A 13,890-nucleotide genomic window follows, 5' to 3' on the forward strand; every position below is an offset into this window, starting at 1 on the left:
TCAGGCCCCTCCCCGCCGCATGGCGTGCACGGCCTTCATGATCGCCTCGGGCGTTGCCGGCGCGTCGAGCGGCGGCACCATGCCGGGACGGATCGAGGCGAGCGCATCGACGATCGCCGAGAAGACCGAGGCCGGAAGCATCAGCGGCGGCTCGCCCACCGCCTTGGAGCGGAAGATCGATTCCTCGCGGTTGCCCTCGGGGCTTTCGTAGAGTTCGACCCGGAAATCCTCCGGAACGTCCGAGCAGGTCGGGATCTTGTAGGTCGAGGGCGCGTGGGTCCGAAGTCGCCCCTGCGCGTCGTGCACAAGTTCCTCGGTGGTCAGCCACCCCATGCCCTGCACGAAGCCGCCCTCGATCTGGCCGATGTCGATGGCCGGATTGAGCGACTTGCCGCAGTCGTGGAGGATGTCGACCCGGTCGACCCGCATCTCGCCCGTCATCGTGTCGATGGTGACTTCAGAGCAGGCCGCGCCATAGGCGTAGTAGTAGAAGGGGCGCCCTTCCGCCTTGTCGCGGTTCCAGTGGATTTTCGGCGTCTTGTAATAGCCCGCCGAGGACAGCTGAATGCGATTGAGATAGGCCTTCTTGGCCACCTCCTTCAGCGGTACGGCCTCGTTGCCGATGATGACCTTGCCGTCGCGGAAGGCGATCTGGTCTTCCTGAACGCCATACTCGCCGGCAAGGAAGGGCACGAGCCGTCCCTTGATTTCGCGGCAGGCAATCAGCGCCGCCATGCCGTTGAGGTCGGAGCCGGAGGAGGCCGCCGTCGGCGCCGTGTTCGGCACCTTGGCCGTGTTCGTCGCGGTGATCTTCACCTGGTCGACGGACACGCCGAATTCCTCGGCTACCACCTGCGCCACCTTCAGGAACAGACCCTGCCCCATCTCGGTGCCGCCGTGATTGAGGTGGATCGACCCGTCGGTATAAAGGTGCACCAGCGCGCCGGCCTGGTTCAGGTGAATGAGGGTAAAGGAGATGCCGAACTTGATCGGCGTCAGCGCCAGCCCCTTCTTGAGAATCCGGCTTCGGGTGTTGAAAGTCCGGACCGCCTGCCGCCGCCTGGCATAGTCGCAGGAGGTCTCCAGCTTGCCGACCAGATCCTGCAGGACATTGTCCTCGACCGTCTGGCCATAGGGCGTCACGTCCCGGCCCGGACCGTAGAAATTGCGCTTGCGCACCTCCAGCGGGTCGCGCCCGAGCGTGATCGCGATGGTGTCGATGATGCGCTCGGCGGCGATCACACCCTGCGGCCCACCGAAGCCCCGGAAGGCCGTGTTCGAATAGGTGTTGGTCTTCAATCGCCGCGAGACGATGTCGACCACGGGATAAAAGTAGGCGTTGTCGGCGTGAAACATCGTCCGGTCGTTGACGCCGAGCGAAAGGTCCGCCGAATAGCCGCAGCGCGAGTCGAACGCGAGGTCGACGGCGAGGATGCGTCCGTCCGCGTCATAGCCGACGTCGAAGGTCGCGACCTCGTCGTGGCGCTTGCCGGTCATGATCATGTCGTCGTCGCGGTCGAGCCGCATCTTGCAGGGCTTGCCGGTGACATGCGCGGCAAGGGCGGCCAGCGCCGCCCACTGGTTCGCCTGGGACTCCTTGCCGCCGAAACCGCCGCCCATGCGGCGCGTCTCCACGACGACGGAGGCCTCCATGAGGCCAAGCACTTTGGCGACCGTATGCTGCACCTCGCTCGGGTGCTGCGTCGAGGAATAGACGAGCATGTCGCCATCCTCGCCCGGCACGGCCATGGCGATCTGGCCTTCAAGGTAGAAATGCTCCTGACCGCCGATGGCGATGCTGCCCGAAAGGCGGCGCTGCGTATTGAGCAGCGTCTTGTCGACATCGCCGCGCCCGAAGCGGTATTCCGGCAGCACGTGGCTATCGGCAGTGAGCGCATCCTCGACGGTGATGAGCGGCGTTTCCGGCGTTGCCTCGAAGCGGGCAAGCCTTGCCGCCCGGCGGGCCGCGTCACGGCTCGTGGCGACGACGCAGAAGACGACCTGTCCCCAGAAAAGGATCTCGCCGTCGGCCAGCATGGGATCGTCGCCCATCGCCGAACTGACGTCGTTGATGCCGGGAACATCGTCCTTGGTCAGCACCGCGACGACGCCGGGGGCGGCCTTCACCTCGGAAAGATCCACCGAGCCAAGCTTCGCCTTGGCATAGGTCGGGCACCAGCCGGGCGCCAGATGCAGCGTTCCCGCCGGCTCGCGGATGTCGTCGATATAGATCGCGGCGCCGGTGACATGCTTGATGGCGCTGTCGTGCCGGATCGGCTGGCGCACCGTCGCATAGGCAGGTTCGGGCGAGGCGCTGCCCGGCAGTTCGGCAACGTCCTCGGCAGAAGCGGTCGCGGGCTCGGTCTCGAAGTCCGCCGCGGACGGTTCCGCGCCCTCGGACAGAACGGGATCGGCGAGGTCGACGTCGGACACGTCGGTCTTGCGCATGTCGGTCTCAGACATGGAGCGCCTCCGTCTGGAAGGCCGCATCCGCCTCGCGCCGTCCGATCACGCGGGTGATCTCGCTCGGCGCCCCGGCAAGCTCGACCAGCGCCTTGGCCAGCAGCGCCCAGGCGGTCTCGAGCCGATAGTGATCGGAGGCGCGCATGTCGCTGAGTGGCTTGAAGTCGATCGAAAGCCCCTCGCGCGCGGTGCCCCAACTCGCCGTCTTGGACGGCTCGGTGCCGATCAGGCGTTCCTCGGTCGAATAGGCCCGCCGCGGCGTTCCGGCCATGCCGCCAAAGGCGATGCGCGCCTCGGTGATGACGCCCTCCTCAACCGTGAAGCGGAACGCGCCGAGCAGCGCCGAGATGTCCTGGTCGAAGCGCTTGGAAATCTTGTAGACGCGCAGATGCTGGTTGGCGGCAAGCTTCGGCACCATGAGCCCTGCCACGAACTCGCCCCGCTCCCGATCCTGCTTGCCGTAGTCGATGAAGAAGGATTCCAGCGGCAGCGCGCGGCTTTCATTGCCCTTGCGCAGCTCGACGGTCGAGCCGAGCGCGATCAGGACCGGCGGCGTATCGCCGATCGGCGAGCCGTTGGCGACGTTGCCGCCGACTGTGCCGGCGGCCCGCACCTGCTTGGAGCCGACCCGGCGCATCATCTCGCCGAAATCGGGATCGATGGCGGAAAAATGCGGCATCGCGTCCTCGAAGGTCGCCGAGGCGCCGATCAGGATCGCATCGCCGATGTCCTCGATCTGGCTCATGCCGAGGATGCGTCCGAGATGGATCACTTTCGGCAGCTTGCGAAGCTGCTTGGTCACCCAGAGGCCGACGTCGGTCGCTCCGGCAACCAGCGTCGCATCCGGGTGGCGCAGATAGAGGTCCGCAAGCGAGTCGATGGTGCGCGGTGCGGCGAAGAAGCTCTTGTCGTTGCCGATGAAGATGTCCTGCCGGTCGGAGAGGAACTGCAGGATTCCGACGGTCGCATCGGCCTCGCGCGCGAAGCGGTCCCCCACCTCGCCCGTGCAGACGGATTTCGCCGCGTCGACGATCGGCCGGTAGCCGGTGCAGCGGCAAAGGTTGCCCGCGAGACAGTCGTTGATCGCGAAACGGTCGGCGGCCTTGCCCGCATGATAGAGCGTGAAGAGGCTCATCACGATGCCGGGCGTGCAGAAGCCGCATTGCGAGCCGTGGTGGTCCACCATCGCCGCCTGAACGGGATGCAGGATATCGCCGTCGGCAAGATCCTCCACCGTGACGATTTCCTTGCCGTCCAGCATGCCGAGAAGCTGGATGCAGGCATTGACCGGCCGGTAGCGGATCGTGCCGCGATGCGGCGCACCCACCGCGACCGTGCAGGCGCCGCAGTCGCCCTCGTTGCAGCCTTCCTTTGTGCCGCATGAGCCTTCGCGCAGGCGCAGGTAGTCGAGCAGCGTCTCCGTCGGACCGACATCCGACAGTTCGACGATCTTGCCCGCCCGCAGGAATCGTATGGTGTCGCGCATGGCTCTCAGCTCCCGCGGTAGGTGGAATAGCTGTAGGGCGACATCAGCAGCGGCACGTGAAAGTGCTGCGTCGCATCGGCAATGCCGAAACGGATCGGCACGGTATCCAGGAAGGGCGGATCGGTGACCGGCACCCCCTTTTGATGGAAATAGGGGCCGCACAGAAAATGCAACTCATAGACGCCGACCACGAAGTCGTCGCCGAAGACCAGCGGCACGATCCGGCCGTCCTCATTGGTGACGGCGCGCGTCACAAGCACCGCGCCGCCCTCCTCGATTCGATAGAGTGCCACGCTGAGACCCGCCGCAGGCGTCCCTGCGACGGCATCGAGCACATGCGTCGTCAATCGACCCAAACTATCCCCCTGTCAAACATCGGCGCCGAATCTTTTCCTCGCGTCACCGAACGTTCGTTGCCCAAGAGTGTGGCACGGTCAACCGTGCATCAAAAGCATGAATTCACGGACGAGATGATGCCGTATCGGCATCATCCACTGCCAAAATTCGCGCCAGTTCCTGAACAACGAAAGTGTGAAACGTGGCAGGCGCCAGCTTCAATGTCCCGGAAGCCCGGGAAATGACTGCAAACTGATCGATCGGCAGATCGGCATCGGAAAGGGGACAGAAGACTAGCGTCCGATCCGCCAGATCCGGCTCCATTCCGATGCGGGTCTGGAAGGCGACCACATGCCCTCCGCGCGCCACCTGCTTCATCAGCCGCAGCGAATTTGCCTCGACCTGCATCCGGTAGCCGCCGCCCCGCATGACTGCGGTGGAGTCGAGCGCATGGCGCAGCGACAGCCCCTTCGACGGCAATGCCAACGGATAGGCCATGCAGTCGGCAAGCCCGATCGTTCTCGCTTTCGCGAGCGGGTGATCCGGCGTCACCACGGCGCCTATCCTGAGGTTCCGGCGAAAGCCGATGTCGAGGGCCGCCCGCTCGCGCGGGTTGAAGGTGAGCCCGACGTCGACCTCGCCAAGGAGCACCAGTTTTTCCGCTTCATCGGAGATCGTCAGTGTCACGGCGATGTCGATGCCCGGATAGGCGGCCGAAAAGCGCGAAAGGATATCCGGCAGCAGGTCCTCGCCGACGCTCTCCACCGTCGCGACCCTGACGCGCCCGATCTTGAGCCCGCGCAGGGCATCGAACTCGCCGGTCATGCCTTCCAGGCCGCGCACGGTGCTGGAGACGTGGCGAAGCAGGATCTCGCCGGTGGTGGACAACTGGATCTTGCGTCCGATCCGCTCGAACAGCTTCGTCTCCAGCACCTCTTCCAGCGCGATGATCTGCCGGTTGACCGCCGAGGAGGCGACGTTGAGCTCCCGCGCCGCCGCCCGGAACGAGCCATAGCGAGCTGCCGCCGCGAAATAGCGCAGCGACGGGCTCAGGAGATGACGGATACGATCGTCCATGTTGAATTGGCCGCCCGTTGACTGCGCAGGTCGTCCCGAACGGACGCAAGACCCGTTCCAACTCAGGGCAGAAGAAGGGTCGCTCCGGTCGTCGCCCGTCCTTCCAGCGCCCGGTGGGCATCGGCGGCCTGTTCCAAGGGAAAGGTCTGGTTGACCGAGATTTTCACGATTCCCCTTGCCACCACGTCGAACAGATCCGCGGCACAGGCAAGCAGCGCCTCACGGCTCGCAATATAGCTGAAGAGTGTCGGCCGCGTGACGTAGAGCGAGCCCTTCTGCGCCAGGATGCCGAGATTGACGCCCTCGATCGGGCCCGACGCATTGCCGAAGGTAACGAACATGCCGCGCATCTTCAGGCAGTCGAGCGAGGCTGGGAACGTGTCCTTGCCGATCGAGTCGTAGACGACGTCGCAGCCCTTGCCATCCGTCAGTTCCTTGACCTTCTCGACGAAATTCTCGGTCCGGTAGTTGATGCAGTGGTGATAGCCATTCTCAAGCGCGAGCGCGCATTTCTCGTCCGAGCCCGCCGTGCCGATCACGGTCGCGCCGAGATGACGCGCCCACTGGCCAGCCATCAGGCCGACGCCGCCCGCCGCGGCGTGGAAAAGGATCGTCTGGCCCGGCTCGACCTTGAAGGTCTGGCGCAGGAGATATTGCGTCGTCATGCCCTTCAGCATGATCGCCGCCGCCGTCCGGTCGTCGATCGCCTCTGGCAGCGGCACGAGCCGCGCCGCCGAGATCAGCCGCTTCTCGGCATAGGAGCCGGGCGGGCCGGCATAGGCGACACGGTCGCCTGGCTTGAGATCCGTGACGCCCTCGCCGACCGCCTCGACGACGCCTGCGCCCTCGCTGCCGGGAATGAAGGGAAGACCCGTCGGCGACGGATAAAGGCCGGTGCGGAAATAGACGTCGATGAAATTGAGGCCAATCGCCGTGTGCCGGACAAGCGCCTCGCCGGGGCCGGGCGACGGCACCGGGATGTCGTCGAGCACCAGGGCTTCCGGCCCGCCGCATTCATGAACTCGAATGGCACGCATTGAACACTCCTTCGCGACGCTCGATTCCCCTCAGGCGATGTGATCGGCCCTCGGGCCTCCGGTCAAGCCCGCGGCGAGACCGAAAAAGCAGCTTCATGATCGAAATTATGTGTTTTTACCTATGGACCGACTTCCCCGCCGCGCCGCATGATTGACGCGCCATCCTCGGCAGCGGCCCATTTGAAAGACCCTCGCGATCAAGATCGTGAGGGCGTTTTCGTTTGAACTTCGCCCGCCGAACGAATGAGGAACGAAAGCAAATGGACAGGCTGAAGGGCGCATGATGGAAACGGCAACACGCAAGACGATGACGACGCCCCCGAAGTCTCCCAGCTACGCGGATATCTTCACTCCCAAGCTCATCAGCTGCTTTCGCGAAGGGTATACCCTTCAAACGCTGAGGGCGGACGCGATCGCGGGCCTCACCGTTGCGATCGTCGCCCTGCCCCTGTCGATGGCGATCGCGATCGCCTCCGGCGTCCCGCCCGAGCGCGGCCTCTTCACCGCGATTGTCGGCGGTCTCCTGATTTCCGCTCTCGGCGGCAGCCGGTTCCAGATCGGCGGGCCGACGGCGGCCTTCATCGTCGTCGTCTTCAACGTGGTCCAGCGTCATGGCTATGATGGATTGGCGCTTGCCACCCTGATGGCGGGCCTTCTGCTGGTGATCATCGGCGCGCTCCGGCTCGGCACCTACATCAAGTATATCCCCTATCCCGTGGTGACGGGCTTCACCTCGGGCATCGCCGTCTCGATCCTGGCGTCCCAGTTCAAGGACATCATGGGCCTCGATGTCTCACTGCCCGGCGACTTCCTGCCCAAGATGATGCTGCTCGTCCAGCATGCGGGCGAAACGGTCCCGGCTGCCGTCCTGGTGACGGTCCTGGCGCTCGGCATCATCATCGGCACCAAGCGCTTCAGGCCGCATTGGCCGGGCTTTCTCATCGCCGTCGTGGTCGCCTCCGCCGTCACCTACCTGCTCGACCTTCATGTCGCGACGATCGCCTCGCGCTTCGGCGGCGTGCCGCGCACCCTGCCCTCCCCGGCCATGCCCGCCTTCGACCTCAATCTCGTCAAGGAACTGCTGCCGGATGCCATCACCATCGCGCTGCTGGCCGGCATCGAGTCCCTGCTCTCCGCCGTCGTCGCCGACGGCATGACCGGCCGGCGCCATCGCTCCAATTGCGAACTGGTGGCGCAAGGCGTCGCCAACTGCGCCTCCGTCTTCTTCGGCGGCATCTCGGCCACCGGTGCCATCGCCCGCACCGCGACCAACATCCGCTCGGGCGGCCGCACCCCGGTCGCCGGCATCCTGCACGCGGTCTTCCTGCTGCTGTTCATGGCCGTCGCCGCGCCGCTTCTCGGCTACATTCCGCTTGCCGCCCTTGCCGCCATCCTCGTCATGGTCGCGTGGAACATCTCCGAGATCCGGCACATCCGCCATATTCTCGGCCGCGCCACCATGGGCGACCGCTTCGTGCTCGTCTCGACCTTCCTGCTCACCGTCTTCGTCGACCTGACGGTCGCCATCGAATTCGGCGTCGTCGCGGCCGCCATCCTCTTCGTCCACCGCATGGCCGAGGCGGTCGAGGTTGAGACGCACGAGCACCTGATCGACGAGGACGAGGCCGATATCCTGAACCGCCCCGATGCCACCACGCCCGGCGACGTGGTGGTCTACACGATCAGCGGCCCGTTCTTCTTCGGCGCCGCCCAGCGTTTGTCGTCGATCCTCGACCGCATCGGCGATACGCCGAAGCGCTACATCCTCGACATGTCGACCGTTCCCTTCGTCGACGCCACCGGCGGCTCCGCTCTCTCCAGCTTCTTCGACACCGCCCATGGCAGAAACGCCGAGGTCGTGATCGTCGGGGCGCGCGACCATGTGATCCGGGACATCAGGCATCTGACGCACGAGAGCGCACTCCAGCCGCACTTCATGGCCAGCCGTGAGGAAGCACTGAAGCTCTGAGGCCCCCGGAAAGGTTGAACAGGCCAGCGGCACCATCCGGCCGCCGGTTGCCCGCCGACGTGGGCGAAGACCCTGCCGATGCCGGTCAGGGACGATCGAGAAATGCCGCGATTTTTGCCGTCGTTTCCTCGGGCGCCTCGATCGAGGAGAGGTGGCCGCTGCCCGAAATGACGGCGAGATCCGCTCCGGCAATGCCGCTGGCGATCTCCCGCGCCACCTCGACAGGGGTGATCTGGTCTTCCTCGCCGACGATCACGAGGGTCGGACATCGGATCGTGGCAAGTGTCGGCCGCGAATCCGGCCGGCTCAGGATTGCCTTTTGCTGACGCACGAAATTGTCCGCACCGGTGGCAAGCGCCATGCGGCGCACCAGCGCCGGCAACGCCATGCCCGCCTGCGCCGCCTTGCCCAGCAGCATCGGGATTTGCAGGTCCGGCACCTGGGCGAACCGCCCGGCTTGTGCGAGCGCGATCAGCCGATGCCGCCGCTCGGCTGCTTCTTGCGTGTCGCCGCGCGCGCTCGTGTCCATCAGAACCAGTTTTTCCACCCGGTCCGGTGCCTGCCGCATGATCTCCAGCGCGATGTAGCCCCCCATCGAAAGCCCGACCAGCGCGAAGGTCTCCGGAGCGAAACCAAGGATCGCCCCGGCCAGTGCGCCGATCTCGTCATGCGTGGAATGCTCCGCAACGCTGACAGCCTGTGAGTCGGACAACGCGGCCATCTGCGGGGCGAAGAGGTCTTCGGTGCAATTGAGCCCCGGCACGAAGACCACCGGCTTGTGAAACATCGTTGCAGTTCCCATGTCTAACCCTGTTCAGGGCCCACCAGAGGCCCGAACATGCGGCAATCATGTTGCAGATGCCGAATTTCTGCTTCCGCGCCGCGGAAATCTGGCCTTTTCCGTTGACAATGCAGCTTCACTGCCTATGGTTCGACGCAATTCTGGCCTGGCCGGCCCGCGCGCGGCAATCTGGCATTTTTCGACGGCTTGCGAACCGCAGTCTGTCTGGCAACACAGCACAACTCGAAAGATCAAATGAATTTTTCCGAACTCGGATTGAGTGACAAGGTTCTTAGCGCCGTGGAAGCGGCGGGATACACGACGCCGACTCCCATTCAGGAGGCCGCGATCCCGCATGTTCTCCAGCATCGCGACATCATCGGCGTCGCCCAGACCGGCACCGGCAAGACGGCATCCTTCACGCTGCCGATGCTGACCCTGATCGAGAAGGGTCGTCCCCGTGCCCGGATGCCCCGCACGCTGATCCTGGAGCCGACGCGCGAACTCGCTGCGCAGGTTGAAGAGAACTTCTCCCGATACGGCGTGAACCATCGCCTGACGGTCGCCCTCCTCATCGGCGGTGTCTCCTTCGATGAGCAGGACAAGAAGCTGGCCCGTGGCGCGGATGTCCTGATCGCGACGCCGGGTCGCCTGCTCGATCATTTCGAGCGTGGCAAGCTGCTGCTGAACGGCGTTGAAATCCTCGTCATCGACGAGGCCGACCGCATGCTCGACATGGGCTTCATCCCGGACATCGAGCGCATCTGCAAGCTCTGCACCCGTCCGCACCAGTCGCTGTTCTTCTCCGCGACCATGCCGCCAGAAATCCAGCGCCTTGCCGACACCTTCCTAAACGATCCGGTCAAGATCGAGGTGGCAAGGCCGGCGTCGACGGCCAAGACCGTTTCGCAGAATCTCGTCAAGGTTGGCCGGGAGGCCTACCAGAAGCGCGACGTTCTGCGCAGCCTCATCCGCGACGCAAAAGAGCTGAAGAACGCCATCATCTTCTGCAACCGCAAGCGCGATGTGGCGACGCTCTATCGGTCGCTGGAAAAACACGGCTTCAACGCCGGCGCCCTGCACGGCGACATGGAGCAGCGCGCCCGGATGGCGACGCTCGACGCCTTCCGCAAGGGAACGCTCACCGTTCTCGTCGCCAGCGACGTTGCCGCGCGCGGCCTCGATATCCCTGAAGTCAGCCACGTCTTCAATTTCGATATCCCGACCCACGCCGAAGACTATGTCCACCGCATCGGCCGTACGGGCCGCGCAGGACGCCTTGGAACGGCCATCACGCTCGTCGGCCCGGCTGATGCCAAGTATCTCGCCTCCATTGAGAAATTGATCGGCGAGAAGGTCAACTGGATGGACTCTCCTGTCGCCATCGAGGAAGAAGACGACGAGGCCCCGCGCCCGGCTGCCCGCTCCTCGAAGGAGCGTCGGGCCAAGCCAAGCCGGCAGCAGGAAGAAAAGGAAAGTGCGCCGGTCCAGAGTGCTAGTGCTCCGGAGCAGCGCGCCCCGTCTTCCCCCAGGAACAAGCGGTCCGAGCACCGGTCTTCGCCGGCCGATGGCGCCGGACGGCGCCCCAACCGTGAACGCGGCCGCTACCGCGATGACGACGAGCCCGTGATCGGCCTCGGTGACCATGTCCCCGCTTTCCTCCTGCGACCGGTCCGAACGGAAAAGCAGGCATCCTGACAGCTTTGAAAAAGGCGGTGCCGATGACTTGGCGCCGCCTTTTGAATTTCGATCCGAACGACTGGTCGAACCAGTGCGGTCGATGCAATCGTTCGACCGCAATTTGAGAATTGTTCAACAATAGCGGAAAGTATTTTATCCGCTGCGTCATGATTTCGACGAATTAACTCAAACTTCAAATTTTTTCCCTACTGTTTCTGCATCTTTCTGGGGGAATGGGACGGAAACGTCGAATGAGCGGTCGCGATGAATTTCAAAGGACCATCGCCTACGGCGAGGCTGCCATCGGCCAGCTCAAGCGCAATGAAATTGCCGCTTATCCGCGCAATTATGAACTCTGGTACACATACTGCGCCGGCTTCAATCACGCCCTGAACAAGGCCATCAACGAAATTCTGCGTGCTCGTGGCGTCATCACGATGGACGAGGTCAACAAGATCTATGCGGTCTTTTTGTCTCCGAGCCGCATTGCCGATCGCATCGATGACGTCGGAACACGCATTTCCGGCGAATTGTCCGGTGTCGTCGGCGCGATGGAAAAATCGATCATCGCGACGTCGGATTACTGCACGTCCCTCAATGGCGCCAGCACCGCACTCGAAGGGGCGACCGACAGCGCCGACGTCAGCGAGATCGTCCAGACGCTGATTTCCGAGACGCGCAAGACGGAAGCGGTCAATCGCGAGCTTGAAGTCCAGCTTGCCGAGTCACGCCGCCAGATCGCCGAGCTACACGAGAGCCTCGATGCGATCCGCTTTGAATCGCTGACCGACGAACTCACCACGCTCGCCAATCGCAAGCACTTCGACCAGTCGATCGAACGCGCGATCGCCCAGGCCTCCGAGGAGGACGAGCCCTTCTCGCTTCTCGTGACCGACATCGACCATTTCAAGAATTTCAACGACACCTACGGCCACCAGACCGGCGACCAGGTGCTGCGCCTCGTCGGTCTTTCGGTGAAGCAGAACGTGAAGGGCCACGACATCGCCTGCCGTTACGGCGGCGAGGAATTCGCCATCATCCTGCCGCGCTGCAATCTCAAGGGCGCGGCCGCCGTTGCCGAGCAGATTCGTGTCGCCGTCATGTCGAAGGAACTGATGAAGCGGTCCACCGGCGAGAACCTCGGTAACATCACGATCTCGATCGGCGTTGCGACCTTCAACAACCGCGACTCGGTGCAATCGATCATCGAGCGTGCGGACTCCGCTCTCTATCTTGCCAAGCACACTGGCCGGAACCGGGTCTGCACCGAAAACGATCTGAAAATGGAATCGCGGTCGAAGAAGACCAAGACGGTCGCCTGACGCCCTTTCTGACCGACCGGTTGAACGGCTAGCCCGACTTGCGTCGGCGCGGGGCCTTCTTGGCGTTTTCGGCCCTCAATGCCACCTGAAACGCGCCCCTCGCCCACTCGGCGAAGTCGTCCGTCTCATCGAACAGCCGTTCCGGAACCCGGCGATAGGATGTGATCACGCGCCGCTCGCCCTTGGCTTCATAGGAGAACGGCTCGCATCCCTCCGCTTCGAAGGCCGCATCCGTCTCGCCATCGCTCTTGAGATAGAGGACGTCGCGCGCCAGCAGCGCGAACATCAGGCCATCGCAGAAAACGCCGACGCCGCCGAACATGCGCCGCATCGAAACGCCACCAAGAGGCTCGAAGAGTTCGGTCAGATAGTCGCCAAAACCCTCGTTCGCCATCGCCCTGCTCCCCGGCACGCCCCTGCTTCGATCGCCAGAAGGTGCTCCCGTCAGCCGGCGGCGTCGAGACCCATCTGCCAGAAATCCGCTTCGAGCCGACTTGCCTGGGCAAAGAGATCAGACACGGCGGTAAACCGCTTCTCGGTCAGAAGCTCGTCGCCGAGGCTGTCGAGCTTGGCGATGGCTGCCTCGGCGACCGCTGCATAGGCCTCGCCCGAATATTCGGCGATCCAGCGCGCGTAAGGGTTGGCAGGGTCGGCGCCCTTTGCCGTTGCCGCAAGCCGCCTGGCGATCTCGGCATAGCCGATGACGCAGGGCGCGAGCGCGACGTGAAGGTCAAGAAGGTCTCCGCGCAGGCCCGCGTCGATGACAAAGCGGGTATAGGCCGTGTTGGCACGCTCTTCCGGCGTCCTCTCCAGTTCCGCTTCCGAAATCCCCCATTCGGCACAGAAGCCAACATGCAGGTCCATCTCACCGAGGATCGCGTTGACGGATGCAAGAGCCGAACGCATGTCCGCCAGATGGCGGCCCTTGAAGATGCCGAGCGCATAGGCCCGGGCAAAATGGATCAGGAACAGATAATCCTGGACGAGATAGGTCCGGAAGGCCGGCACCGGCAGCGTTCCCTCGCCAAGCTGGCGAACGAAGTCATGCTCGACATAGGCGGTCCAGTCGTCGGCCGAGGCAGCCTTCAGGCGGTCAAACAGGGTCATGGGGATTTCCGGTGTCGGCCACAGGGGCCAAGAATGGGTCACGCTCCGTTGTGGCGATGGCCCGCGGTTGCGGACCATCCACGTCAGATCGATACCGCTGAAATGCCCGGAAAGGCAGGGCCCGATGCGGCGCAACACTTTCGACGCGCCGCAAAAGGGAACGCATGGGTCATTCATCTCTAAGGACGAAGACCATGGCCAGTGGTCTTCAGTCCACCTGTGCCGGCTTCAGTTCCACGGATTCGCCGCAGCCGCAGGCCGAGACCTGATTGGGGTTCTGGAAGGTGAAGCCCGAGCGAAGCTCGCTCGTCTCGAAATCCATCTCCGTGCCGAGCAGAAAGAGAACCGCCTTGGGATCGATGAAGATGGAGACGCCCTTGTCGTCGATCCTGTCCTCGCCCGGCTGCGGCTCGCTCACATAGTCCAGCGTATAGGACATGCCGGCACAGCCGCCGTTCTTGACGCCGACGCGCACGCCGATCACGTCGTTCTCGGCGTTTTCCATGATCTCCCGCACGCGCTCCGCGGCGCGGTCGGTGATCGTCATCACCTGAAGCTTCGGCCTCACACCCATTGTCTTACCTTCCTGTCGATGCCCGGTTAAAGGCCGGGACCGCCTGGGGCGACGCAAG

At 64.0% G+C, this 13,890-nt stretch carries 12 protein-coding genes; 3 read left to right on the top strand and 9 right to left on the bottom strand.

The window, feature by feature from the left end:
- From xdhB to HDIA_RS14805, 5 genes are all read right to left on the bottom strand, one after another.
- The gene (xdhB, locus tag HDIA_RS14785; protein WP_245883880.1) at positions 1–2,463 is read right to left on the bottom strand and encodes a xanthine dehydrogenase molybdopterin binding subunit; all 2,463 of its coding nucleotides are present in this window, start codon (positions 2,461–2,463) and stop codon (positions 1–3) included.
- Positions 2,456–3,949 carry a xanthine dehydrogenase small subunit gene (xdhA, locus tag HDIA_RS14790; RefSeq protein WP_099556862.1) on the bottom strand — a complete coding sequence of 498 codons (1,494 nt, stop codon included), beginning with the start codon at positions 3,947–3,949 and terminating at the stop codon, positions 2,456–2,458. Before xdhA ends, xdhB begins: the two co-directional genes overlap by 8 nt.
- Positions 3,950–3,954: 5 nt before the next feature.
- Positions 3,955–4,305 carry a hydroxyisourate hydrolase gene (gene uraH, locus HDIA_RS14795; RefSeq protein WP_099556863.1) on the bottom strand — a complete coding sequence of 117 codons (351 nt, stop codon included), beginning with the start codon at positions 4,303–4,305 and terminating at the stop codon, positions 3,955–3,957.
- A gap of 103 nt (positions 4,306–4,408) precedes the next feature.
- A complete protein-coding gene (locus HDIA_RS14800; protein ID WP_099556864.1) occupies positions 4,409–5,362 on the bottom strand; it encodes a LysR family transcriptional regulator in 954 nt (317 codons plus the stop codon).
- Positions 5,363–5,424: 62 nt separating this feature from the next.
- Complete coding sequence (locus HDIA_RS14805; RefSeq protein WP_099556865.1) at positions 5,425–6,399, bottom strand: quinone oxidoreductase family protein; 975 nt, start codon at positions 6,397–6,399, stop codon at positions 5,425–5,427.
- A 280-nt stretch (positions 6,400–6,679) separates the two neighbouring features.
- Here HDIA_RS14805 and HDIA_RS14810 point away from each other — a divergent pair, with 280 nt between their 5' ends.
- Positions 6,680–8,368 carry a SulP family inorganic anion transporter gene (locus HDIA_RS14810; RefSeq protein WP_245883882.1) on the top strand — a complete coding sequence of 563 codons (1,689 nt, stop codon included), beginning with the start codon at positions 6,680–6,682 and terminating at the stop codon, positions 8,366–8,368.
- Between the two features lie 85 nt (positions 8,369–8,453).
- Here HDIA_RS14810 and HDIA_RS14815 read toward each other — a convergent pair whose 3' ends face one another.
- Positions 8,454–9,155, bottom strand: coding sequence for an alpha/beta fold hydrolase (locus HDIA_RS14815; RefSeq protein ID WP_099556866.1), 702 nt, complete (start codon positions 9,153–9,155; stop codon positions 8,454–8,456).
- 249 nt (positions 9,156–9,404) lie between these two features.
- Between HDIA_RS14815 and HDIA_RS14820 the strand changes: the two genes are divergently transcribed.
- Positions 9,405–10,847: a DEAD/DEAH box helicase gene (locus tag HDIA_RS14820; RefSeq protein ID WP_099556867.1), complete on the top strand. Its 1,443-nt coding sequence runs from the start codon at positions 9,405–9,407 to the stop codon at positions 10,845–10,847.
- Positions 10,848–11,080: 233 nt separating this feature from the next.
- The gene (locus tag HDIA_RS14825; RefSeq protein ID WP_099556868.1) at positions 11,081–12,151 is read left to right on the top strand and encodes a GGDEF domain-containing protein; all 1,071 of its coding nucleotides are present in this window, start codon (positions 11,081–11,083) and stop codon (positions 12,149–12,151) included.
- A 28-nt stretch (positions 12,152–12,179) separates the two neighbouring features.
- Here the strand turns inward: HDIA_RS14825 and HDIA_RS14830 are convergent, their stop codons facing one another.
- The 3 genes from HDIA_RS14830 to sufA form a co-directional block, all read right to left on the bottom strand.
- Entirely contained in the window at positions 12,180–12,545 is a 366-nt protein-coding gene (locus HDIA_RS14830; protein WP_099556869.1) for a TfoX/Sxy family protein, read from the bottom strand.
- 50 nt (positions 12,546–12,595) lie between these two features.
- On the bottom strand, positions 12,596–13,258 hold the full coding sequence (gene tenA / locus HDIA_RS14835; RefSeq protein ID WP_099556870.1) for a thiaminase II: 663 nt from the start codon (positions 13,256–13,258) through the stop codon (positions 12,596–12,598).
- 208 nt (positions 13,259–13,466) lie between these two features.
- Entirely contained in the window at positions 13,467–13,832 is a 366-nt protein-coding gene (gene sufA / locus HDIA_RS14840; protein ID WP_099556871.1) for a Fe-S cluster assembly scaffold SufA, read from the bottom strand.
- Between the last annotated feature and the right edge of the window lie 58 nt (positions 13,833–13,890).

The sequence above is a fragment of the Hartmannibacter diazotrophicus genome, assembly GCF_900231165.1.
In the GTDB taxonomy this organism is placed as follows: domain Bacteria; phylum Pseudomonadota; class Alphaproteobacteria; order Rhizobiales; family Pleomorphomonadaceae; genus Hartmannibacter; species Hartmannibacter diazotrophicus.

Bases quoted from the DNA above. Each gene is read 5' to 3' on its own strand.
- HDIA_RS14815 (WP_099556866.1), bottom strand. From the start codon at position 9,155: ATGTTTCACAAGCCGGTGGTCTTCGTGCCGGGGCTCAATTGCACCGAA.
- HDIA_RS14800 (WP_099556864.1), bottom strand. From the start codon at position 5,362: ATGGACGATCGTATCCGTCATCTCCTGAGCCCGTCGCTGCGCTATTTC.
- tenA (WP_099556870.1), bottom strand. From the start codon at position 13,258: ATGACCCTGTTTGACCGCCTGAAGGCTGCCTCGGCCGACGACTGGACC.
- xdhB (WP_245883880.1), bottom strand. From the start codon at position 2,463: ATGTCTGAGACCGACATGCGCAAGACCGACGTGTCCGACGTCGACCTC.
- HDIA_RS14830 (WP_099556869.1), bottom strand. From the start codon at position 12,545: ATGGCGAACGAGGGTTTTGGCGACTATCTGACCGAACTCTTCGAGCCT.
- HDIA_RS14805 (WP_099556865.1), bottom strand. From the start codon at position 6,399: ATGCGTGCCATTCGAGTTCATGAATGCGGCGGGCCGGAAGCCCTGGTG.
- HDIA_RS14825 (WP_099556868.1), top strand. From the start codon at position 11,081: ATGAGCGGTCGCGATGAATTTCAAAGGACCATCGCCTACGGCGAGGCT.
- HDIA_RS14820 (WP_099556867.1), top strand. From the start codon at position 9,405: ATGAATTTTTCCGAACTCGGATTGAGTGACAAGGTTCTTAGCGCCGTG.
- xdhA (WP_099556862.1), bottom strand. From the start codon at position 3,949: ATGCGCGACACCATACGATTCCTGCGGGCGGGCAAGATCGTCGAACTG.
- sufA (WP_099556871.1), bottom strand. From the start codon at position 13,832: ATGGGTGTGAGGCCGAAGCTTCAGGTGATGACGATCACCGACCGCGCC.
- HDIA_RS14810 (WP_245883882.1), top strand. From the start codon at position 6,680: ATGATGGAAACGGCAACACGCAAGACGATGACGACGCCCCCGAAGTCT.